Annotated in this window: 26 protein-coding genes and 1 tRNA gene; 10 read left to right on the top strand and 17 right to left on the bottom strand. The window is 33.9% G+C overall.

The window, feature by feature from the left end; translation table 11 throughout:
* Positions 1-122: 122 nt before the first annotated feature.
* The 15 genes from CCZ01_RS07070 to CCZ01_RS07000 form a co-directional block, all read right to left on the bottom strand.
* On the bottom strand, positions 123-443 hold the full coding sequence (locus tag CCZ01_RS07070; protein WP_181566360.1) for a hypothetical protein: 321 nt from the start codon (positions 441-443) through the stop codon (positions 123-125).
* A 14-nt stretch (positions 444-457) separates the two neighbouring features.
* The gene (locus CCZ01_RS07065) at positions 458-829 is read right to left on the bottom strand and encodes a hypothetical protein (protein WP_112052517.1); all 372 of its coding nucleotides are present in this window, start codon (positions 827-829) and stop codon (positions 458-460) included.
* 28 nt (positions 830-857) lie between these two features.
* Positions 858-1,445 (bottom strand): hypothetical protein, encoded by a 588-nt coding sequence (locus CCZ01_RS07060; RefSeq protein ID WP_112052516.1) that lies wholly within the window; start codon positions 1,443-1,445, stop codon positions 858-860.
* Between the two features lie 22 nt (positions 1,446-1,467).
* Positions 1,468-2,073 carry a hypothetical protein gene (locus CCZ01_RS07055; protein ID WP_112052515.1) on the bottom strand — a complete coding sequence of 202 codons (606 nt, stop codon included), beginning with the start codon at positions 2,071-2,073 and terminating at the stop codon, positions 1,468-1,470.
* Between the two features lie 208 nt (positions 2,074-2,281).
* Positions 2,282-4,087, bottom strand: coding sequence for a hypothetical protein (locus CCZ01_RS10435; protein ID WP_181566359.1), 1,806 nt, complete (start codon positions 4,085-4,087; stop codon positions 2,282-2,284).
* A gap of 164 nt (positions 4,088-4,251) precedes the next feature.
* A complete protein-coding gene (locus CCZ01_RS10430) occupies positions 4,252-4,827 on the bottom strand; it encodes a hypothetical protein (RefSeq protein ID WP_181566358.1) in 576 nt (191 codons plus the stop codon).
* Positions 4,828-5,538 carry a lysozyme inhibitor LprI family protein gene (locus CCZ01_RS10425; protein WP_181566357.1) on the bottom strand — a complete coding sequence of 237 codons (711 nt, stop codon included), beginning with the start codon at positions 5,536-5,538 and terminating at the stop codon, positions 4,828-4,830.
* 143 nt (positions 5,539-5,681) lie between these two features.
* Entirely contained in the window at positions 5,682-6,410 is a 729-nt protein-coding gene (locus tag CCZ01_RS07040) for a lysozyme inhibitor LprI family protein (RefSeq protein WP_112052514.1), read from the bottom strand.
* 84 nt (positions 6,411-6,494) lie between these two features.
* Positions 6,495-7,058: a hypothetical protein gene (locus CCZ01_RS07035; protein WP_112052513.1), complete on the bottom strand. Its 564-nt coding sequence runs from the start codon at positions 7,056-7,058 to the stop codon at positions 6,495-6,497.
* 80 nt (positions 7,059-7,138) lie between these two features.
* Positions 7,139-7,804: a hypothetical protein gene (locus CCZ01_RS07030; protein ID WP_112052512.1), complete on the bottom strand. Its 666-nt coding sequence runs from the start codon at positions 7,802-7,804 to the stop codon at positions 7,139-7,141.
* Between the two features lie 396 nt (positions 7,805-8,200).
* Positions 8,201-8,578 carry a hypothetical protein gene (locus CCZ01_RS07025; protein ID WP_146745229.1) on the bottom strand — a complete coding sequence of 126 codons (378 nt, stop codon included), beginning with the start codon at positions 8,576-8,578 and terminating at the stop codon, positions 8,201-8,203.
* A 350-nt stretch (positions 8,579-8,928) separates the two neighbouring features.
* A complete protein-coding gene (locus tag CCZ01_RS07015) occupies positions 8,929-9,357 on the bottom strand; it encodes a hypothetical protein (RefSeq protein ID WP_112052510.1) in 429 nt (142 codons plus the stop codon).
* On the bottom strand, positions 9,357-9,497 hold the full coding sequence (locus tag CCZ01_RS07010) for a T6SS effector amidase Tae4 family protein (RefSeq protein ID WP_112052509.1): 141 nt from the start codon (positions 9,495-9,497) through the stop codon (positions 9,357-9,359). Before CCZ01_RS07010 ends, CCZ01_RS07015 begins: the two co-directional genes overlap by 1 nt.
* A 2-nt stretch (positions 9,498-9,499) precedes the next feature.
* Complete coding sequence (locus CCZ01_RS07005) at positions 9,500-9,742, bottom strand: hypothetical protein (protein WP_112052508.1); 243 nt, start codon at positions 9,740-9,742, stop codon at positions 9,500-9,502.
* 14 nt (positions 9,743-9,756) lie between these two features.
* On the bottom strand, positions 9,757-10,335 hold the full coding sequence (locus CCZ01_RS07000) for a hypothetical protein (RefSeq protein WP_112052507.1): 579 nt from the start codon (positions 10,333-10,335) through the stop codon (positions 9,757-9,759).
* Between the two features lie 317 nt (positions 10,336-10,652).
* On the opposite strand from CCZ01_RS07000, the gene CCZ01_RS06995 reads away from it, so the two are divergent.
* Positions 10,653-11,501: a peptidylprolyl isomerase gene (locus CCZ01_RS06995; protein ID WP_181566356.1), complete on the top strand. Its 849-nt coding sequence runs from the start codon at positions 10,653-10,655 to the stop codon at positions 11,499-11,501.
* 56 nt (positions 11,502-11,557) lie between these two features.
* Here CCZ01_RS06995 and CCZ01_RS06990 read toward each other — a convergent pair whose 3' ends face one another.
* A complete protein-coding gene (locus CCZ01_RS06990) occupies positions 11,558-12,796 on the bottom strand; it encodes a TolC family protein (protein ID WP_112052505.1) in 1,239 nt (412 codons plus the stop codon).
* A gap of 137 nt (positions 12,797-12,933) precedes the next feature.
* Between CCZ01_RS06990 and glmS the strand changes: the two genes are divergently transcribed.
* From glmS to yaaA, 9 genes are all read left to right on the top strand, one after another.
* Positions 12,934-14,721: a glutamine--fructose-6-phosphate transaminase (isomerizing) gene (gene glmS, locus CCZ01_RS06985; protein WP_112052504.1), complete on the top strand. Its 1,788-nt coding sequence runs from the start codon at positions 12,934-12,936 to the stop codon at positions 14,719-14,721.
* Positions 14,722-14,739: 18 nt separating this feature from the next.
* The gene (locus CCZ01_RS06980) at positions 14,740-16,503 is read left to right on the top strand and encodes a GGDEF domain-containing protein (protein WP_112052503.1); all 1,764 of its coding nucleotides are present in this window, start codon (positions 14,740-14,742) and stop codon (positions 16,501-16,503) included.
* Between the two features lie 72 nt (positions 16,504-16,575).
* The gene (locus tag CCZ01_RS06975) at positions 16,576-17,988 is read left to right on the top strand and encodes a DUF3373 family protein (protein WP_112052502.1); all 1,413 of its coding nucleotides are present in this window, start codon (positions 16,576-16,578) and stop codon (positions 17,986-17,988) included.
* An 8-nt stretch (positions 17,989-17,996) separates the two neighbouring features.
* Positions 17,997-18,236: a hypothetical protein gene (locus CCZ01_RS06970; protein WP_112052501.1), complete on the top strand. Its 240-nt coding sequence runs from the start codon at positions 17,997-17,999 to the stop codon at positions 18,234-18,236.
* A 68-nt stretch (positions 18,237-18,304) separates the two neighbouring features.
* Positions 18,305-18,991, top strand: coding sequence for an MqnA/MqnD/SBP family protein (locus tag CCZ01_RS06965; RefSeq protein WP_112052500.1), 687 nt, complete (start codon positions 18,305-18,307; stop codon positions 18,989-18,991).
* Positions 18,992-19,122: 131 nt separating this feature from the next.
* Positions 19,123-19,356: a YdcH family protein gene (locus CCZ01_RS06960; protein WP_112052499.1), complete on the top strand. Its 234-nt coding sequence runs from the start codon at positions 19,123-19,125 to the stop codon at positions 19,354-19,356.
* Between the two features lie 27 nt (positions 19,357-19,383).
* Positions 19,384-20,238 (top strand): Fic/DOC family protein, encoded by an 855-nt coding sequence (locus tag CCZ01_RS06955; protein ID WP_112052498.1) that lies wholly within the window; start codon positions 19,384-19,386, stop codon positions 20,236-20,238.
* Complete coding sequence (locus tag CCZ01_RS06950) at positions 20,239-20,610, top strand: hypothetical protein (RefSeq protein WP_112052497.1); 372 nt, start codon at positions 20,239-20,241, stop codon at positions 20,608-20,610.
* Positions 20,607-21,368, top strand: a complete 762-nt coding sequence (yaaA, locus tag CCZ01_RS06945; RefSeq protein WP_112052496.1) for a peroxide stress protein YaaA — start codon at positions 20,607-20,609, stop codon at positions 21,366-21,368. The genes CCZ01_RS06950 and yaaA overlap by 4 nt, the downstream gene beginning before the upstream one ends.
* Here yaaA and CCZ01_RS06940 read toward each other — a convergent pair.
* Positions 21,369-21,453, bottom strand: a tRNA-Leu gene (locus CCZ01_RS06940). It lies immediately after the preceding gene.
* Between the last annotated feature and the right edge of the window lie 63 nt (positions 21,454-21,516).

The raw sequence follows: 21,516 nt of genomic DNA, 5'->3' as shown, positions 1-21,516 counted from the left end.
ATTAATTCTTTGCCATTAAATCTTAAAGATATAGGAAGGCTACCCTAAGACATTGATATATTTTAGAGCTAGGATTATTCTTACAAGATAGAATCTTTGGGTATGCAAACAAAATTCTTTTATCATTTTGCCTCATATTCCCTCAAAATCTCTATAATTTTCTCATAGTTTGCTATCGCTTCTTTGTCATTTTTAGCTTTAGCTTCATTGAGTTTTTTGGTGGCGTATTCAAGGGGTTTGTATTCATTATCACTATTTTCATCGCTTACCCAGCCATTTGTAGCCGAGCTTATATTGTTCTTTAAGAGAAATTCCAACACTTGTGGCAAAGCCCTTTTGATAGATTCGTCTTCAAATGTTGGAGAACCAATGATACCATTAAAAAACTTCATTTTATGGTCGCGAGTTTCTAACTCATCAAATATCTGTTGCAATCCTACCATATCGCATTTGGCAATCATATCGATAATAGCATAGGAAGTGTAAATGAGTATGCTTTGTTTATCGCACCATTATCGCTCCAAGTATAGCCACTATAGCGTCTTGCCCATTCATTATAAAGCGTAGATTCGCCATTGATATTACATTGAGAATCTTTGCCATCAACAATTTCTATCTGTGCAGTTTCTAGCTTTGAAGTAGTATTGCGAGATTCTGCACTTTTAGGTTTCATATTTATAGATTCTATAGAATCTAGCGTTGTGGTTTGGGAAATCGCATTATTAGATTCTACCTTTTGTGTTTCTGTGGCGTTGTGTGAATCCTTATCACACGCTATAAATCCTAATGCGATAAATCCCACACACAAACTTAATGCTAATCTTTTCATAGAATCCCCTTAAATAAAGACTTAAAAATTAATATTTGCTTTCCTTATATTTTATCAATAATTCATAAAAACTATACTCATCATTTGATATTTTTCCCTTGTGTCGCGCAACCTCGCTATGCAATAATTCCAAATCTTTGCTACTTGCTTGATTATCCAAGCTAAGGGCGTAGATTCCCAGCAGGGCAAAGGGCAAATGATGGCGCATATCCTCAAAATACGCCACACCCTCCGTATGCTCTGCAAAAAGCATATCTTTGATAGTCGCAAATGCTCTAAAATCCTTTGCAAATACTAGCCCAAGTGCCTTGATAGTCGCAAAATGTGGAGCTAATTGCTCAAGCTCAAATTCATCATCGATTAACGCATTAAGCTTATCTCGCACCGCCTTATGCCTAGCCTCATCGCGCAACAATCGCCCCTCATAAGCTTCATTAAGAAGCGAAGTGTAGTGCTCGCATTTGCTTTGATAAAAGTCTGCTTGCATATCATCTAGTCCGCAAGTTGTGGCAATGAGAGATTTTAAAATCTGCGAAGCGATTAAATCTTTATCTTTTGCGTGAGATACGCTGATAGCCAAAAGAAATATGATAAAGATTCTAGTTAAAATATTCATCGATAGCCTCCTTAAGAAGGCATTACTTACAATGCCCTGCATTGCGAGAGATTATGTTTTTAAGCCCTTGTGGGAATGCGTTTGGATTCTGTGCTATCTCATTTTTAGCCACGCAGATAGTATCCAAATAACCGCTATTGACATAATCCGCAAGGAGCGATACTATCATTTTGCCATCTCTATTTTCATTATTATCGCCCTTTGGCAACGCCCAATTTGTCCTCACAAAATATCGCATACTCTCGCGCCCCTCACTCTTAGTAATAAAGATAAAACTAAGATTGAGTATATCCTCGATAAATCTAAAATGCGGGTCATACCAGCCTTCCTCCTCTTCAGGCACATATCCAGCAGAATCTACGCGATATTGCGTGTGAAGCGTGGTATTTTTCGCACTCTCGCATTCTTTGGTATCGTTTGACTTATAGCATTGATAGGATTTCTTAAGTGCGTGGAAGCTTGAGCTGCAAGTATCCAAATCAATAATGCGATTGGCGCATTCTCGCTCTTTTGCGCTAAGGTTCGCGATAAGATAATCTATATCGCTTTGTGTGAGCTTAGATTCTGTAGCGTATAGCACACTATGACATAGAAATAGAATTGCAAACAATGCGAGTAGATTTTTCATAAGATCTCCTTTTAGGCGAAATATTTATTGATAGAATTTTTAATGGCATTTGCTAATTTATCCTGATAATCTTGTGAAATTAATAATTCTCTATAGATATTAGGAAGGTTTATCTTGCTTGAAGTTGATAGATTGTATGCTAGTGGTTGTTTTAAATCTTTGTCTTGATAGAGAGTATAAGAATACCCTCCTATACCTTTTCTTTTGTCTAGTCTATATAATAGATTCTATCGTGTATATTCTTGTCGATACGAAGAGCTTGTATATTGTATTGTCCTTGTATTTCTCCATATTCTATGATATGAAATGTATTGTTATGACTATATTTTAAAGATAAAGGATAGGCTATCCTAAGACATTGACATACTTTAGGGCTAGGACTACCCATATAGGCATAGATATAGAGATAGTTTGTCTTAGTTATATTAAAGTATTCTTTTAGAATCTTTACTTGATAGGTTTCTCCTGTAATGCCTTTATCTATCTTAAACATTTTATGACTACTTGGATTTTGTGGTGGATTTTGAGAATCTGTAAGGATATAAGCCCACTTGGTTTCATCTTTATCTTCTTTGCTTGGATTATCTTTATTATGCTTAGCTTTAAGCATGACTTCATCATTAGGTTTATAATACATAGCCTTGCCTGCTTCATATACTATTTCTTTGACACGAAGTGTTGTTGGTTTTGTTTGCAAGGGTGTTTTGCTCGTTTTAAGCTTAGCATCAGTTATGATGTATCGTTTAGCAAGTTTAGCTAACTTGTTGATTTGGAAATTTGCATTAGCATTATGTGTGCATTCTGCTATGCTTTCATTATCATTCTTTATAGCTTCAGAATCTATCACTATGTGAGAGCTTAGATTTCTTTGAGAGACTTCATCTTGTTGTGGGAGATTGAGTGTGAGAGAAAAAGTAGCACTATAATCATCTTTGATGATTCGCTCTAGTTGTTGTTTGTTTTCACAATCATAGAGATAGAGTTTGTCATCTTTATTTAACCCATAGAGATTGAGATTTTGCACGATAACTTCAAAGTTACCCTCATGAGAACAATCTGTATTATGCGGAGTGGTATCATCTGCTAGGTGGAGGCTTATTCCAAAGTATCTTTGTTTGCAATCACTACCTAAGATATAGTTGATATTATCCTCTCCTATCTCATCTTTGGCAAAGTTATGTATTTCTATGAAATCATTGGTATTATTTATTTTGTCATTATAGATTCTAAGTATCGGGGATATGAGATGAGAATTATCATCACTATGAGGAGCTTTCTCAAATATATATGTTTCTTTGGTATCACCCATATCACCTATGGCTTTAAGTGTATTATCGTTTTCTTTTTTCATTGATTGTTTTGAGCCAAGCAAGAGATGAACTATGATATTATTTGTTGTATCACTCTTTGCATAGAGTATTTCGCTATTGCGTGTATCTATACCACTGACATCAAGCTTTGCCCCTTCAAATACGACAATACTTAAGAATGTATTACTTGGTTGTTTGAAGCTATAAGTGGGAGTGTTATTGCTAGAATCCCTATTTGACTTAAGGCAAATGATAAGAAGTGCTGTAAGTTTTCTTGTATCACCTCTTTCTTGAAGGGCGATAGTTAGGTTTTCACAATCTCTCGTATCTGCTAAGACATAGATATTCTCTAGTGCGTATTGAGATATAGTGCCTTTAGCAAAGGTGAAGTTGATATAGTCGAGGTAGGGGGAGAGGGTAGTGGTGATATTTGTAAATTCCTCATTGCTCACATACGAATAATAATTTTCTGCGGTAGTGTGGTATTTATTGTATTCGCCTGATAGTGTTGTAGCAATTCTATCAATCGCTGTGCATTCACTATAAGTTTGCAAAAAAGATAGATAAGTATAGCGATTAGGTAAATTTAATCCTCTAGCAGTATTTGCTTCTTTGAAATTAAAATTAAGATAAGAAAATATATCTATACTTGTAGAAAAATATTCTATATTATTATTTTCATCTTTGTTGTTTAATCTAAACATGGCGGCTTCTTGAATTCTGCGACGATAGTAGGTATATGTTCGTTTATGAATATAATATCTGCATATATCAGCATAATATCGTATAGAAAACCATGCTAAAAACCTATTCTTTTTTTGCAAGGCTTTTTTTAACAAAATAAGGTCTTTGGTTGATGTCGATTTGTCTAATTGAGTAAATCTTGCTGGGCTTTGATAATAAATTGAAAGCAAAGGGATAAATTCTTGCGGATTGATTGCTTGTGTTTGACTAGTTGATTATTTCGATTTTCTGCATTATTATTATAAATAGCGATATTGTTTTGCAAAATAGTGTTTATATCATTTTGTAAATTTTGAATTATCACCACATTGCGTCTAGGGGATTCTTGAGAACTATTGGCTTGCAGATTATTATCCCTTTTATATTCATCAATCTTGTTTTTTATTTCTTGAGAGGCTGTATTGATAAGAGTTTGCATTGACTGGCTTGCATGGGTGAGTAATGAATTGATATAGCGTTTTACTTGCGGTTCTGTATTAAGATTTGTTTGAGTTTCTAGCATGCTTGGTGTAAGAATACCGCATTTATACATTAAAATTACTTTTCTCCATTCTATTACTTCAATATTGAATCCTATACCAATGGTTGCAATCGTTTTACTATCAGTATAAATATATTTCCTTGCTCCTTCCACTAACCTTACCAAAGTAAGCAATCTTATTTCAAAATCATTATAGCTTTGATTAGTCGTTTTTAGCATTTATTTTCCTAGTAGTTTGTTGAGCTTCGTATCCACTCTAAAAGCTTTGTCAAGTTTATTGTAATATTCTCTATGCTCTAGCGCAACCTCATTATAATCTGAATCTACAGACATTCCACCTGTGGTAACCCAATTAAATCTTTCTGCACTAAAATTAAAAAATTCTAAAATAATATTTTTATGTTTAGCATCAAAAAATCTATCATAGAGATTATAATAAGCAAGATTTGCTATGATGTCATATCTCCCGCTACTATAATAAGGATTGCCATCTGGATAATCCTTTTCTATAAACTCTAATAACTTTTGCTCCCCTAGCATATTATAGGCGATATACACTAAGGCTTCCAAATAAATATCTTTTATGCAAATAGGAAGCTCTTTATTCTCGATATATTCTGTATTTCTCAAAGATGAATAATAACAAGCTTTTGAGTTTCTAGCTTCCATCACTTGCCTATTAAAAGCCTTGAGATTCTCTCTTGTCTCTTTCCCTTGTGGCGTATCCTTTAGGATAGCTTTGAGTGTGGTAAAATAAAGCTTAGAATACAATCTATCTAGCCTCGCTAATTCACTATCGCTACAAATCATCTTTTCTATCTTTGTGGTGGCTTTAGTGCAATCAAAGCTAGGCTTTGCTTCATTTGGGCTTTGTGCAAAGGCTAGATTCACACATAGGCTTAATATCGCAACAATCATAAAGTATCTCATACAATCTCCTTGTTTGTAGTAGTAATTTTCTTAAGTATTTCTAAAATATCTTGTTTTGTGATTTAGATATTCAAAAGCAATTAAAACTCTAGCACATTCTTTGAGATAATCATTATAACTTAAAATTTGCGTATCATAAAGCATTATTTTTTCCTACGATATGGCTTATTGATGACAGGCTCTGCACCTACGCCACAACCAAAATCACAATCACTTGGTGTTTGCGTGATAAGCTTCATTGTATTGCCATTTATTTGTGCTTCAATTTGGCATTTGTTATCGCTACCCTCAAAATATAGTGTCGCTACATTTTTTACCCCTCTTTTTAGTGTCATATTAGACTCGCAAATATGCAAATCATTAAACTCGCTTTGTTTAAGCTCCGCATAATACGCAACCTCACAATCACCACTTTTATCACAATATCCAATATCAAATTCCCCTTCATAAAGATTATATGATAAGCTCCAGATTCCAGCCCACGCATTGCTCTTCGTATCGATATAACGCTCTAAGAATCTAATTCTATCCTGCAGACTTTTAGCGATACACTCTTTATCATCTCTGCAATCTTGATACGCCTTTATCCACGCTCTTTGAGTATTAAGAAGCTCTTTTCTAGCTACTTTATCAAGGCTTTTTCTAAGCTTTGCATACTCCTTTGCCATTGCAGAATCTAGCCTAGATAATTCACTATCGCTACAAATCATCTTTTCTATCTTACTCTTCGCCTTAGCACAATCAAAGCTAGGCTTTGCTTCATTTGGGCTTTGTGCAAAGGCTAGATTCACACATAGGCTTAGTGTTGTAAAAATCAATAGAATCCCTCTCGCTTTCTCTCTTGTAAAAGTGTGTATTTGTCTATTATCCATTGTTACCTTTCTGCTTTAGTATATTGTTATTTAATCATTTGATGATATATGCCATTTTGTAGCATCTTGATAGGCTTTTTAAGTTTACCCACTCTTCACCTCTCCACCCTTGACTACAAGTCCATTACTATCTATCACTACTTCTACACCACCTGCTTTTATGATGACAGAGTCTCCTTTGGCTATGATTTGGGTTTCGCCCACTTGGTGTATAATTTGATTTCCTGCACTTACATTACAATCAGATTCAAAGAGTTGTTCTGTATTATCTGCACTTATAGATAATTGTTCTTTGCTTTGTATGTGAGTGTTTGTATCGGAGCGTATATCAACAGCACCATTGCCTGTTAGGGTGTAGTTTGATTGGATAAAGGTATTTATATCTTTATTGACACTTATATCCAAACTTCCCTCCACTACCTCTACCTTATTACCTCTCACATTCTCTATTCTCTCTCCATGAATAGATTCTATTGTATTGCCTTGTATAGTAGTCTCTTTGTCCCCACCTATATATTCACTACTATTCTTTAATACTCTTAGTTTATTATCTATCCCTATATTAAGAGTATGGCTTCCTCCTACTATGGTATCTTTAGAGAGTGCTACATTGGTCAGATATTCTGCTCCTACTCTCACATCTTTCATACCTAGTATTTCTTGTTAAGGATTATTGATACTCCTTGCAATTAAGCTTGTCTTATGCTCATCTCCCTTAGGTGTTACACTCATCTATTTATCTCCCCAATCCACCTTATAATATTCCCTTTATCATCTATCTCTACACTTAAATCTTTATATTTCTTATAGAATCTAGGGGATAGAATCTCATTGAAGTATTTTGTGCCTTTTTCTGTCCTTGCGACTAAAATATTGTATTCACTCCAAGATTCTGGATTGTCCCAAGAAGCATAATCTATTGTATGATAATTATCATCAAATTTTCTTAAAAATTTTTCTTTATAAAAGAAATTATCCCTAAAATATATCCAAGCTTGATATTTGTCTTCTTTGTAATAGGATAAATTAGTAGGATAATCTATTCTGCTTCTATCATCGTCCCATTCACACAAAAAATCAATATATCCTGCTAAGAAGAGTTGCCCAATGATATGGATATATTCGCTTGCAAGAGTTGGCTTATACAAGTTTAAATCGACTTCTGGAATCTCCCAAAAAAGTTCATCGCATTCAAATCTATCTCCATAGCCATAAGAATCACAATAATAACACAGTCCACTAAGCTCAAAAAAATCTAAAATATCTATTTTTGTGATATATGGAAACTTTAAAAGTAACTCAATTTGTGTTCGGTATTTTCCTAGAGTGAAATTATAGTTTGGAAACAACTCCACACAATTAGTTTTGAAATCTTGAATAACTTTGTATCGCACAATATCTCCTTATTCTATATGAATTTTGATATTAGTTTTTGGATTTCTGCTATTAATATCAATATCTCATCTGCTACTTTATTTGTTAAACTTTCTTTTATATCCTCTAAACTTCTTGTATCAGATTCTATAAGAGATATTGTGCGTTTCCAAGTATCATTTGCTAAGTCTTTCATATCTTGCCAAATTTGTTCTAAACTATTATCACGCAGATAAATATATACATTGCTTAAAATCCAAGTTGCTAGATAAGATACAATGAGACTGCCTATAATTTTAAGTCCAGCAAGAGTTCCAATTACACCTATACCAATAGTAACCCCACCTAATACTATCTTTTCACTTACACTTAATTCTTCATTGCTTATATTTAATGCTGCCCCTTTTATCCCGTCTTTAAAAGTAAATAATAATCTTTATATACATTGGTGCTGCATTTGTTGCTATCGTGCTAATCGTAGAATCTAACATACTTAGAGTATTTAAAAGATAGGTTGTTAAAGCATTTTTATCTTTTAAATAAAACCATAAAATACAATAAATTATAAAAGTAATTATATAAATAATATATAAAAATATCCAAATATTATTATTTGATTTTTGAATCACAAAAACATTGAAAAATACAAAAGAAATTACACCAATAATAATACTAATATCATACATAATAACATTAACAATATTATTCCATTTTCGCTCCCTCTCACTTCCCAAGCCATTAAATAGTAATGGGTCAAACCTTTTAGTAGTTTTATGAGAATCTTGCTTCATCATCGCTCCTTTAGAATCTGTATTATAGCTTACATACTCCCCTAATCCCTATCTTGTTTTTCTCTCTCTCACTCACTCTTCACCTCTCCACCTTTGACTACAAGTCCATTAGCATCTAATATTGCTTCTACTCCACCTGCTTTTATGATGACAGAGTCTCCTTTGGCTATGATTTGGGTTTCGCCTACTTTATGGGTGATTTCATTATCAGCTATTGTTTGTATAGTGCTTTGTGCAATGATACCTAATGAATCAGATTCTATATTGGCAACATTTCTAGCTTAAAAAGAAAGTGTTTGAGATTCTATACTTTTTGATTCTATGTGGTAAGTGGCTCATTTGTGATTCCTAAGTTATTTGCAATGTTTGCTAACTATTGTTTCAAGTCGTTCTTGAAATTCCTTATTCTCATATACCCCATAAAAACAATTATTCACTTTCCCCAAAGAGTCGAAAGGCAAATATTCTTTGTCTAAATATGTTTTAATTTCTTCTAGTGGTTCAATGCCACATGTCTTTACCATATTGTCTATATGGCTTGGATTTTCTATTTCTTTTCTTTCTTTACATTTAGGCATGTGGTGCATTTTTCGCTCATTGGAAGTGTAACCCAAACAATACATTAAAGCCCATCTTTTGTAGTATTTAACAGGATCTTTTGTGAATCTATATCTTTCAAAAGATATAGATTCTGAATATGCTTTGGTCTCATCATAACAATAACTTCGTCCTAAAGATGAAATTGGTGCAATCAATAACAATATAACAAAAAAATTTTTCATTACTCAATCCCCCAAAAATAAAGCTTTTTAACAAAAATAGACTCTCTACTATCAGGTAAATGACTGCTTTTGTCTATAAAACTATCATTATCCCATAATGTTATGTGTCCCCAAGCATCACCCCAACCTTCTATTTGCATAGTTATAATACCATTTTTGCCTTTTTAGATTCTTGTGGAATCTCTTCTGCAAGAATAAAGGCTATATCTTTATTACTCTTTGTATCTTTTATAGAGAGGTTAGATTCTCTAAGTTCTAGTATATAGCCTATCTCACTCTTTAGATTCTCATTTAGATAGTGGGTATCACAAGAGTGTGAGAGGGTGTAGGTGGTGTTGGTGTTTGAGATTCTATACTTTTTGATTCTATGTGGTAAATGACTCATTTGTGATTCCTAAGTTATCTACAATGTTTGCAATGTTGTAGCTTATTTTCATATTTCTCTTGCATTTCAGTAATATAATATATAGCTCTAGGGTAGCATTCTGGTAATAAACAAGCTAACTCTATATAACACATATCGCCACTATCATCACTGCGAGGACATAGATACCATTTTTTCATAGAATCTTTTATTTGCTCTTGGGAGCTAATGTTTGTCTTTAGTGTTGTTTTGCCACCCATACTTTCAAAATCCCAAATTCTACCAAGCATTTTTACCTTACCTTTATAATCACATTCGCCCACCAATGTAGTATCTTCAAAACTATGATGCAAATGTGGTATATGCAGATAAAGATATTTTTGCATTTGCTCTTTTGTTTTTTGGTTTACACATTGTGATTTTGTGCTATTTTCTAACCCCATTTGTAATACCTCTATTGTTATGTTTCTGTTTTTTAGTGGTATATAATCTAACCTATAAAACAAAGGCAAATCTTCTTTTCTAAATTTTTCTACCTTAATGTTTTCTATTTCTTGGGCATAAAGGAAATGTGTTATACATATTAGTACATAAAATACACTACTCTTTTTCATATAATCCCTTTGCTTCGCCTCTTACTTTTTGTGGTGAAATATTATTTATACTTTAATTATTGGGTAATACACATATTGTGTGATGATGAGGGTTGCGACTGATTCTTATAATGGTGCATTAGTTGTCGTAATTGTCCGATATGTTCTTTATGTAGATTCATTCTAAATTCCTTTGTGTTGTATCGTGCTATTTTATTCATAAAAATTTTAAGTATGAATAAAATCAAATAAACATTGGTGAAGGTAGAAGAAATCGTATTTTGAATACAAAATTTGTTATAATAATGACTGAAGAATTCAAGACTTTAAGGAATAGAATGCGGTTATTTTTGCTAAATTTATGCTTATGTTGTGGATTGTCTGCTGCAAATTTTGTCAATGGAATTGCTTTTTTTGTTAATAATGAGCCTGTAACTTTATTTCAACTTTATCAAGTTATGCAGGGTGCAAAGGTTAGCCGTGAGGAGGCAATGGAGCTTTTAATTAGCGAAAAATTACACGAAGAGGAAGCTAAGAAATTTAATATCCAGATTACAGAGATTGAAATTGATGAAGAATTACAAAGGATTGCACAAAGATCAAACCAAAGTGTCGACCAGCTAAAAAGTATAATTTTAGCAAGAGGTGTTGCGTATTCTCATTATCGCGATGAAGTTAAAAAACGTGTTTTACAGAAAAAACTTTATTCAATGATTGTTACAGAAAATATTGAGCTTGCTGACGAAAGTGAACTAAAAAGTTATTATGACCAACATCATAATGATTTTATTGTTCCAACGCATATTTCCATTGTGCGATATTCAGCAAGTTCTCAGCCACTTTTAGAACAGCTCGTGAATGCAAAACGTTCTATCAGTAGTATTCCAGTTGCACCAGATGGTGTGTTGAGTGCTCCTGAAGTTGTAGAAACTGCTAAACTTAATCCTCAATTGACGGCTTTATTGATGAATGTGAATGTAGGGAGTTTTACACCCATTTTTAATATTGGCGGTGAATATGCGACCTTTTTGGTTAGCTCTAAAAGTGGTGGGGTGCAAATTCCTTTTGAGGAAGCAAAAAGAGATATTTTTGCACGTATTATGATGGAGAGAGAAAATACTGTGATTAAGGGGTATTTTGATAAGTTACGTGCTGTGGCAAAAATAAAAGTTTTACGCCTCGAGTAGTTTAGGATTTTTATGTGATTTTTTATTAGATTTTGCATAATTTTTCACATTGCTGTTTATTTTTCTTCTAATTCAGTGATGCGAATAATTCTTGCGATAGCTTGAGAGATTCCGTATCGGTTAATTAAAAGATTAGTTTTTGCTTGTGTAAGCAAGAGTTCCGCATCTAAAAAGTTGCTTGTCGTTTCGATTCTTTCTTTGTAGCGATTAGAGGCAATGCGGTAGTTTTCTTCCGCCTGTTCTAAAGCTTCTTTGGCAACATCATAAGCACTGATTGCGAGCGTGTAGGATTCATAAGCACTCAAAAGTTGCAAGTCTAATTCTTCTTTGAGTGCAGCAATTTGTGAGTTAAGAGAAAGCATATTAGAACGTTTAGCTTGAATATCATTGGTTGTAGAAAAACCGCTAAATAGGTTCATTGATATTTCTAATTTTGCACTCGTTTGGCTTTGTGTATTGGTATTTTTCTGGGAAAAACTTTGTTCACCAACAATATCTATGCTAGGATAATAATCGCTTTTAGCACCTTCTATGATATATCTTTTGGACTCTAGTTGTTGTTCTAATGCTTTGAGTTCTGAACGAGAATAGAGCATAATATCTTGCAAAGATTCAAAAGTTTTAATGGAGAGATGAAAACGTACTTCTTCTAAGTCATTAATGTGGAACTTTTCACCAATATAACGTTCCAAGTCCTTTTGCATATAAGTGAGAGTGCTTTTTGCAGAAAGAAGGTTTTGTTTTGCGTTGCTTAACTGCACTTCAACCTTGAGGACATCATTTTTGGGTACGATGCCTACGCGATAAAATTCTGCAGTCTCTTTATGTTGTTGCTCTAAGAGTTTAACGGATTCTTCTGCCACAATTAGTTGGTGTTTTTGTTGTAAAAGCTGGATATAAGCAGTTTTGATTGCTAAAATCAAATCTTGCTTTGTCGCTTTCAATGTGTACTGTTGGACATTTAAAAGGGAAGTCTGACTTTCTAAATTATTTATATCTGCAAAGCCATTAAATAAATTATAACGCAATTGCAATGTAGCAATATTGCCACCTCTGATAGAATTTGAATCTTCTGTATTTTGAACTTGTATATTTGCATCAAGGGTCGGATAATATAGCTGACCTTCAGCAATTTTAAGATTATATTCAACTTCTTCTAGGAGGTACTCTTGTTCTTTTAGTGTGTGGCTTTTGGTGAGAGCAAGAGAAATGGCTTCTTGAATATTCAACGCACACAATGGCGTGGGACATAAGTTAACAATAAAAAAGCTGATAACAAAAAGAAACTTTTGCATTGCAATGAAATCCCCAAGATTTTTTCGGCTATTATAGCATTCTATGGTTAATTCCTTCAATTTATGGAAAAATTGCTAAAATTAATCAAAATAAAGCAATTTTTTGCCATAATGGCAAAATTTTTTAGGAGTTTTGCATGTGTGGCATTGTTGGATATATCGGTGAAAAAGAGAAAAGAAATTTTTTATTAAGTGGTTTGAAAGAACTTGAATATAGAGGGTATGATTCGGCAGGAATTGCTGTTTTAAAAGGGCAGGATTTGCAAATTTTTCGCTCTGTGGGAAAGCTTGTTAATCTTGAAAATTGTTCTAAAGATTTTGAGTCTATCGGTTTTGGTGCGGGTATTGGGCATACAAGATGGGCGACACATGGTAAACCAACAGAAGCAAATGCACATCCGCATACAGCAGAATTTTCAAGTGTTGTACATAATGGGATTATTGAGAATTATAAAGATATTAAAAAAGATTTAGAAAAAAAAGGTAATGTTTTTCGCTCTCAAACAGATACAGAAGTGATTGTTCGACTTTTTGAAGAGTTACTTAGTCAACACAAAGAACCTTTGGAAGCCTTTAAAGCAACTATTCAGAATTTGCAAGGAGCTTATGCAATTTTATTAATTACAAAACAGGCAGAAGGGCAGATTTTTTATGCGAAAAAGGGTTCTCCTTTGATTATTGGTAAGGGTAAAGATGGTGTTTATTTTTCTTCTTCTGATGCCCCATTGATTGGATTTGTGCAAAATGTTTGTTATTTAGAAGATGGAAGTATAGGTGTGATGGACCAGCAAAAATTTGATGAATTACCTTTTGTTCGCCCTTTTAATATGAATAAGCTTTACGCCCAAAAAGAGGGTTATCGTTACTTTATGGAAAAAGAAATTTATGAGCAACATAAGGTTTTGCTAGAAACAATGATGGGCAGAATTCAGGGCGATAGCATTCATTTTGAAGAGCTAAACCCTTCTTTTTTTGAGGGTATTGAACATATTGTTCTTTGTGCTTGTGGGACAAGTTATCATGCGGCGCTTGTGGCGAGTTATTTATTTGAACGATTGGCAAAAATCAAATGTAATGTTGCAATTGCAAGTGAATTGCGGTATAGAGAACCTATTTTTGGATGCAATGAGCTTTTTGTTGTGATTTCTCAAAGTGGTGAGACGGCTGATACTTTGGAGGCATTGAGACAAGCCAGACAGGCAGGATTAAAAAGTCTAGCTATTTGTAATGTTGATAATAGTTCTATTGTCCGAGAAGCAGAAGTCAGCATTCTTACGCGAGCAGGAATTGAAAAAGGTGTGGCAAGCACTAAAGCGTTTGCAACGCAGGTGATGGTGTTATGGCTTCTTGCGTGTTCTATGGGGCAAAAAAGAGGTGTGTTAGGTTCTCAGCAAAGTAAGGCACAAATTACTTCTATGATTAAATCTGTGCAAGCTACAGAGGTGAATGAACACTTACATGATCGTTTGCGTCGAATTTGTAAACGTTACTTACACGGGCATGGATTCTTTTTTATTGGTCGGGATATTTTTTATCCTTTAGCTTTAGAGGGTGCATTAAAGTTAAAGGAGATTAGCTATCTTCATGCGGAGGGCTATCCTAGCGGAGAAATGAAGCATGGCCCAATTGCTCTTGCTGATAGTGAGTTATTTACCATTGCATTAATGCCACAACATTTATTGTATGAAAAAATCAAAAGCAATGTTGAAGAGTTGGCTGCAAGAGATGCAACAATTTGTGTGATGAGTGCTACAGAATTTGATTTGGCTGATGATATGCTTTTGTTGGAACAAAGAGAAAGCTATATGGAAGAATTTTTTGAAATGATGGTGGCATTGCAGCTTTTTGCTTTGGAGGTTTCTATACGATTGGGAAATGATGTGGATATGCCCCGCAATTTGGCGAAAAGTGTAACAGTAGAATAGGCCTTAAAAGGAGAATGAGTGTTTAAAAAAGTTGGGTATAAATTCTTTTTCATTCTCATTACCACTTTAGTTTTGTTTAGTTTTTTTGTTTTAACAACCATTGCATTGAGTATCCGGGAAGTAGGCATACGAAATGCTAAACAAAGTGCGTTTACAATAGCAGAGATTGTTCACAAAGAGTTGAATGCTTCCACAAATATTCAATTACAAGAATACTTAAATCGTCTTTTAGAAAACCCTAAAATAAGGGGTATTTGGATTGATACGATTGAAGAAAAAGATAAAAACCCACTCCTTAAAAAGGTTTTTGCGACAAAGAAGCGACAAAGTCGAGTCATTGAACATTTTTCTCAAATTTATGTGAGTGTAAGTTTGCCACACCTTTCAGAATCTAATGAGGTACAATTTGTTATCTCTGTTGAATTTGATGTGAGTGAAATCCGTTCGCAGTGGTTAGAGATGATTGTGCTAGTTATTTTTTTAGTTTTATTTTTTATTGGTGCTACCCTTTTTATTTTACGGCAACTTTTTGCACCTTATCGTAAATTTTATGACGATTTGCAAGAAATTGTTTTAGATACACAAAAAGGGTTTTATGAAAAACGTATTCAGACTAAACTGCAAGATGAGGTGGGTGATATTGCACATTGGATTAATGGAATAAATGAAGGTGTGTCTACCATTGCAAAAAGTATTGAAGCAAGAATCCCGATTCTTATCAATTATAAAAAAGAATATTATAGTCAGAGCCTGTTGGAACGTATTGAGGAAGTGATGAGCGATCTTGTTGACTTATATGAGTTTAAAAAAGGTATTGAGCATCTTGATGACCGTAATGATATAGAGCAAATGATTATTTCCCTATTTAACCAGTTTCATATTTATGAATTTATAATTATTGAAATTATAGGCGAGAAGCAACGGTTAGTGCATCCTTTGAACGCAGTGGGAATTTTTGAAAAATATCAGCAAATTATAAATAAAAAATCGATAAGCAGTAAGCAGTTACTTTATGAATCTGAATATGGCGTAACTAAATTTTTTAAAGAGTCAATTTCTCCCACAGAATCTTGTATTATTGGTTTATTTGAAATTTCAAATAAAATTCGTTGGAATTTGATTTTTATTTTCGAAGATTCTAGTGTGCAAGAGGATTTTATACAGCATTTGACCACATTTTGCAACTATTTTGATGCTGCAAGAGCATCATTACAGGCACGTTATTTGACAGATATATTAAAGGAGAATTCACGCAAGGATCCATTGACACAACTCTATAATCGTACCTTTTTAGAAGAATATAGTGCTTCTGCAACTTCTCAAGCTAAACGCATTAATGTTAGTTATGGTGTTTTGATGGTGGATATTGATTTTTTCAAGAAAGTGAATGATACTTATGGGCATAATATTGGCGATAAGGTGCTTGTTGAATTAGCACGAGTTTTTACGCAAAATATTCGTGAGAGTGATATAGCAGTGCGTTATGGTGGTGAAGAGTTTTTAATCTTATTGTTTAACTCTAATAAAGAAGGTTCTATGCATGTAGCACAAAACATTAAGAAACATTTTGAAGAGATTATTTTTGAGAGCGATAATGGTGAAAAATTTGGCAAGACGCTTAGTATAGGAATCTGTTTGTTCCCTAATAAAGCACAAAGTATTGCATTGGCGATTAAATATGCAGATATTGCACTCTACCGAGCAAAGGAGGGTGGACGCAACCGGATTGTTGAATTTATGCCAGATATGCTTCCAAAGGATTTTAATCCTACAAAAGTATAATCATTCTGTTTATGGTAATCGTGATTAAAAAATGTTATAATGTAGGCTGATTTTTAAGAACAAGGAGTGTAGATGGCTTTTAAAAGATATTTTGCGTTGCCTATGGTATTTGCAACCTTATTGTATGGTGCTGACCCTAGAGATGCACAAATTGCAGATCTTAAGAAAAAAATTGAGAGTATGCAGGATTCATTAGGAGAAATGGAAGAGAGAATTGACCAAAATGAGCTTTCTTCTACACTAAACAAGGTTAAATTTGGTTTAGAGGTTTCAACAAGTGCTTCAAATTTGAATTTTAAAGACAAAGATACTGCCTACCATAATAACGGAAAAATTGCTAGTGAAGTGCATTTAAATATGGCTGCAAGAACAGAACGTTTAAATTTTACCGGAAGATTATCGATTGCAAAAAGTTGGGGAGATATGGGGTGGAATGGACTCCCATCAGAGCTTGAAGCAGGCAGGGGGTTTGAGAGCGGACCTGTTGTGTATTTAGAGAGAGCTTTTGTAGACTATATGATTCTTGAGGGCTTAACAGCGACAATTGGACGGCAACCAGGAACAGACGGACCAGGAAGTAATTTACGTAATAATTCTGCAAGGATGTCGACTTATCCGGCGTTGCTTGTGAACGTATTAGGCGATGCACTTGTATTTACTTATGCACCGAAATATTTTGATACATCAGCATTAGCCTTTAGAGTTGGTTATTCTAAGATTTATCAAGGTGGAAATAGTGGTGGAAATTATTTTACCTTTAATCAAAAAGATAATGATGCAGATTTGTTGTTTGTGGGGGCAGAGGGTAAGTTACCACTTGGATTTATGGGGGATAACCTTGCAATTCTAAGTTATGTGCAGATTTTAAATCATACATTACCTATCGAGACAGGGGCTTTAAATTTAGGTCCTGTAAATTTGGGTAATGCACAAGTTGCAAATGCATATTTTGAGAATAATCGTTTCTTTGGGTTGCCACTGAATTGGTTTATTGCGGGTGGATTTTTTAAGGGTTCTGCTGCAAATCAAGATGATGTTGTACGTAAAATAACAAATGGTGCAGTAGGCGGTAGGGAGCAACTAGACCAGATCGTTTCTTCTGGTTTGGGTGGTGCTGAAATGGCACAAGCACAAGCCGTTGCGAATGCTTTAAGATTTAACGAAGAAAGTGCGTACGCAGTTCATGTAGGTGCAAGATATGATTTACCTTTTGATTTTAAATTGGGTTATGAATTTTTCCATGGGAGTCAATATTGGTATGCACTCAGTCGTGCTAGCATTAATGATCCATTAGATTTTAGAAATACACGTGGAAATGTGCATGATATTTATCTAATTTATCAACTTGATTTTTATCAATTTTTGAGGGCAAGTTATACGAATATTCATAATAAATATTCTAATAATGGGTTACCATTCGGGGGTGCATTGCCTGTTGACCGTACGAATGAAGTATTTATGCTAATGTATAATGTGAAGTTTTAGGAGGAAGTATGAATAAAATATGTTTAGTTTTTTTTCTAGTAGTACCTTTCTCTTTGATGGCAAATTGTTCTGCGTTAGAAGAGAAATATTCTGCACCTAAAGCCGAAAAAAGAACGATTGCACAGCTTAAAAGATGGGTTGGTCGTAAGGTTGATGATAACAATGATGCAGAGGCTTTATTGCAATGTTTGATTGCAAGAGCTGCTGATAATCCAAATAAAAGGCAAGTTGCTGGTGGAAGTTTCTAACTTAAGTGTTGTTTGAGATTGAGGACTTAAAGGAATATGTAACATTTTCAGAGGTTATAAGGATCGATATGAAAATAGGTAGAATTGATTATATCAATCTCTTGCCCTTCGATGTTTTTATTAAAAAACAGCCCTTAATGAATGCTTCAAAGAAGTTTATGGAGTGTCGAAAAAGTTATCCTAGCCGCTTGAATCAAGAATTTAAGCGGCGACGCATCGAGGCTTCTTTTATCTCTGCAATTGCAGGTAAAGGAAAAAAGGTTACAAAGGCTGGGATTGTCGCCAGAGGATCGGTTTTGAGTGTGATTGCGATTCCTGATGAGGAAGGCAAAGACTATCAATCCGCAACTTCCAATGCACTTCTAGAAGTTTTAGGGGTAAAGGGACGCGTTTTGATTGGTGATCGTGCTTTGCAGTATTATTCTCAAGGGAAGGAGCATATTGATTTGGGGGAGGAATGGTTTAAACGTCATCGTTTACCCTTTGTTTTTGGACGCTTTTGTTACAATGCTAGAGCAAGTTTATATGAAATGTTGGCGAATCGGTTTGTTCAAAAACCTATTAAGATTCCCTTTTATATTTTGGATAAATATGCAAGGGAACGTTCTGTTTCGCGTGATTTGATTAAACGGTATTTAAAAAATCATATTTTTTATAAAGTGGACAAGAAAGAATGTTTAAGTTTGAATAAATTTTATTTTGAAGAAAGAATGTCCTGTTTGTATAAGATTTCTAAAAGTAAAAAATTTAAATAAATAATAAGATTTTTGTATTAAGTTTCAAAAATACCCAAGTGCCATTGTTTATTCTATCAATTTGTGGAAATCAACTACGATTTATATTTTTTTGTTATAATGAGGTCATGAATTCAATTAAAGGAGAAATAATGTTGCATGAATATCGCGATGAAATTAGTGAGCTAAAACAAAAAGATGCGCATTTTGCGAAAATTTTTGATGAGCATAATGATTTAGACCAGCAAATTAAGGATGCTGAAGAGGGGAGAACCCCAATGGATAGCTATGCTTTAGAGACCCTCAAAAAGAAAAAATTAGCACTGAAAGACGAAGCGTATTCCATGGTGCGCGAGTTTATTAAGGAGAGAGATTCTAAAAAATAGCGTATTTAATTTGTGTTTGGGGCATAAATGCAGGATTGTTATAGTCTAAAAGAGAGTCTATCATTACTAAAAGAATATACTCTGTTGCAAGAGGAATTTAATCTCTTGCGGTTAGTGATTGTTAATCACGCTATTGATGGACTTTATGCGAGTGCACAAGATATTCGTGAGATGGTTGATATTGTGCGTACCCCGAGCGTACTTCAAGCTGTTATTACTAGGCGATTAGAGGCTTTTATGCAAAATCAAAAATTGCAGAATTATCTTTTAATTTTGCAACCTTTGTTTTGTGCGAAAGATAATTCTTTTACTCAAGATTTGTTACGAACTTGTACATTTCAAGTATCAAGCCTTATTGAACTTCAGCAAAAAGAGAAAGCATTGACATTGAAACGGGAATTGGCTTTTAGGATGCAGCCTGTGGTGGCAGATTTTAGCTATCAATACCTTAAACAAATCCATTTTGCATTGTTTCGTGATGTTTATCATTGGGCTGGAAAAGATCGCTATGAGATGGATTTATTAGGGCAGTTTGGAAAAGGTGATGATGTTTTTTGTATGGGTTCTTTGTTGCCAAAGGAGGCAGTTGTTCTGTTTGGAATATTAAAAAATGATGATTTTTTTAAGGATTCTAACCAAGAAGAATTTATACGAAAAATAACTTTTTTTGCAGCAGATTTATATGCCCTACATCCATTTAGGGAGGGTAACGGTAGGGTTTTTCGCATTTTTTTATCAGAGCTTGTTGAATTCTGTGGATATAGGCTTGAATGGAGCACAGAATCGACCAGATTAATTTCAAGTGCTTTTTCGGCAGCACATCAAGGTGATTGCCAAAAATTGGAGAATCTTTTAAAGAAACAACTGAAAAAGGAGGGATAAATGTTTTTTATAATTATTCCTATCTCATTTTTTTTGGGAATTTATGCTATTTTTTATGAGCGTCGTTTGCGGGAACGCAATAGGCAACAAATAAAACTTCAATTGTCAGTGTTTGCACAATGCTCCTCTGAAGGAGAATATTATAAAAATTTAGAGAATTTTTTACACCATAGTGGCTACTCTTTAGATAAACAAGATGAAAGGCTTTATATAACTAAAAAATTATTCCATATTGGTTATTTTTTAATGGGATTATCTTGCTTTGGCGTTGGTGCAATTTTTTATCTTATTTATTTTTATTTTTTTGCAAAATCTTCTTTAATTATTGAAGTACCTCATTTTCAATACTCTAATACAGGAGAAATAGAATGATTGTACTTTTTAGCCCAAGTGAGGGTAAGTTTTTTTTAGATTATAAAACAAAAACAAAATGTTGTTTGGATTTTCAAAGTTTTACCTTTCTTGGGAGTAATAAAGAGTTGCGTGAGCAAATCATTCGCCAATACATGGATTTTCTGAAGACAGCACAAGAGAGTGAAATTTTAGAATTATTTGGCTATAAAGAAATTGACCTTGATGTTTTAAAATTGTCACAAAATTTACTAGATTCACCAGTTATTGAGGCTATTCGGCTTTATAGTGGTGTGGCATATGAATATTTGGATTTTGAAAATCAGATGAAAGATATTCAGAATCTATTACTTGAACGTGTCGTTATTTTTTCGAACCTTTTTGGTCCCCTAAAAGGTGGGGATTTTATTCCTTATTATCGCCTTCAACAAGGGAAATTTATTGGAAATCTTAAGGAATATTATGCACAGTTTGCGGAAGAATTGGATAATTGGTGCGAAAAAGAGGATATTTTGGATTTAAGAGCTGATTTTTATAAAAAACTTTATCAACCTAAAGGTAAGATTTATTGCCCTGTTTTTTATAAGAATGGAAAAAAACTGAGCCATTATGCAAAAGCTTACCGAGGTTATTTTTTGCACCTTGTTGCGAGAAAATTTTTAGTAACAAGTGCAAAAGGGTGGGATTTGCTTTCATTTGAGATACCGGGTGTGCGTCAAAAGGGTGTCAATGAAAAAGAGGGAGTCATTTTGATTGACTACGAGATAGAACAAGAGTGATGGTGCGGAAGAGAGGACTTGAACCTCCATGCCTTGCGGCGCTAGATCCTAAGTCTAGTGCGTCTGCCAGTTTCGCCACTTCCGCGTAAATAGTCAGAAATTAAGACGGAGAGAATTATACTCAATAATTCTTATTTTATTCTGAAGA

The sequence above is a fragment of the Helicobacter monodelphidis genome (assembly GCF_003288845.1).
In the GTDB taxonomy this organism is placed as follows: domain Bacteria; phylum Campylobacterota; class Campylobacteria; order Campylobacterales; family Helicobacteraceae; genus NHYN01.
The sequence above is the reverse complement of the archived record's forward strand: the minus strand, read 5'-3'. Positions and strand labels throughout refer to the sequence as shown.

Bases quoted from the DNA above. Each gene is read 5' to 3' on its own strand.
- CCZ01_RS06960 (WP_112052499.1), top strand. From the start codon at position 19,123: ATGTTGCATGAATATCGCGATGAAATTAGTGAGCTAAAACAAAAAGAT.
- CCZ01_RS07000 (WP_112052507.1), bottom strand. From the start codon at position 10,335: ATGAAAAAGAGTAGTGTATTTTATGTACTAATATGTATAACACATTTC.
- CCZ01_RS06995 (WP_181566356.1), top strand. From the start codon at position 10,653: ATGCGGTTATTTTTGCTAAATTTATGCTTATGTTGTGGATTGTCTGCT.
- CCZ01_RS07070 (WP_181566360.1), bottom strand. From the start codon at position 443: ATGGTAGGATTGCAACAGATATTTGATGAGTTAGAAACTCGCGACCAT.
- CCZ01_RS06975 (WP_112052502.1), top strand. From the start codon at position 16,576: ATGGCTTTTAAAAGATATTTTGCGTTGCCTATGGTATTTGCAACCTTA.
- CCZ01_RS10430 (WP_181566358.1), bottom strand. From the start codon at position 4,827: ATGCTAAAAACGACTAATCAAAGCTATAATGATTTTGAAATAAGATTG.
- CCZ01_RS07065 (WP_112052517.1), bottom strand. From the start codon at position 829: ATGAAAAGATTAGCATTAAGTTTGTGTGTGGGATTTATCGCATTAGGA.
- CCZ01_RS06990 (WP_112052505.1), bottom strand. From the start codon at position 12,796: ATGCAAAAGTTTCTTTTTGTTATCAGCTTTTTTATTGTTAACTTATGT.
- CCZ01_RS07015 (WP_112052510.1), bottom strand. From the start codon at position 9,357: ATGAAAAATTTTTTTGTTATATTGTTATTGATTGCACCAATTTCATCT.
- yaaA (WP_112052496.1), top strand. From the start codon at position 20,607: ATGATTGTACTTTTTAGCCCAAGTGAGGGTAAGTTTTTTTTAGATTAT.
- CCZ01_RS10425 (WP_181566357.1), bottom strand. From the start codon at position 5,538: ATGAGATACTTTATGATTGTTGCGATATTAAGCCTATGTGTGAATCTA.
- CCZ01_RS10435 (WP_181566359.1), bottom strand. From the start codon at position 4,087: ATGTTTAGATTAAACAACAAAGATGAAAATAATAATATAGAATATTTT.
- CCZ01_RS07035 (WP_112052513.1), bottom strand. From the start codon at position 7,058: ATGAAAGATGTGAGAGTAGGAGCAGAATATCTGACCAATGTAGCACTC.
- CCZ01_RS07055 (WP_112052515.1), bottom strand. From the start codon at position 2,073: ATGAAAAATCTACTCGCATTGTTTGCAATTCTATTTCTATGTCATAGT.
- CCZ01_RS07025 (WP_146745229.1), bottom strand. From the start codon at position 8,578: ATGATGAAGCAAGATTCTCATAAAACTACTAAAAGGTTTGACCCATTA.
- CCZ01_RS07005 (WP_112052508.1), bottom strand. From the start codon at position 9,742: ATGAGTCATTTACCACATAGAATCAAAAAGTATAGAATCTCAAACACC.
- CCZ01_RS07060 (WP_112052516.1), bottom strand. From the start codon at position 1,445: ATGAATATTTTAACTAGAATCTTTATCATATTTCTTTTGGCTATCAGC.
- glmS (WP_112052504.1), top strand. From the start codon at position 12,934: ATGTGTGGCATTGTTGGATATATCGGTGAAAAAGAGAAAAGAAATTTT.
- CCZ01_RS06955 (WP_112052498.1), top strand. From the start codon at position 19,384: ATGCAGGATTGTTATAGTCTAAAAGAGAGTCTATCATTACTAAAAGAA.
- CCZ01_RS06970 (WP_112052501.1), top strand. From the start codon at position 17,997: ATGAATAAAATATGTTTAGTTTTTTTTCTAGTAGTACCTTTCTCTTTG.
- CCZ01_RS07040 (WP_112052514.1), bottom strand. From the start codon at position 6,410: ATGGATAATAGACAAATACACACTTTTACAAGAGAGAAAGCGAGAGGG.
- CCZ01_RS07010 (WP_112052509.1), bottom strand. From the start codon at position 9,497: ATGCAAATAGAAGGTTGGGGTGATGCTTGGGGACACATAACATTATGG.
- CCZ01_RS06965 (WP_112052500.1), top strand. From the start codon at position 18,305: ATGAAAATAGGTAGAATTGATTATATCAATCTCTTGCCCTTCGATGTT.
- CCZ01_RS06950 (WP_112052497.1), top strand. From the start codon at position 20,239: ATGTTTTTTATAATTATTCCTATCTCATTTTTTTTGGGAATTTATGCT.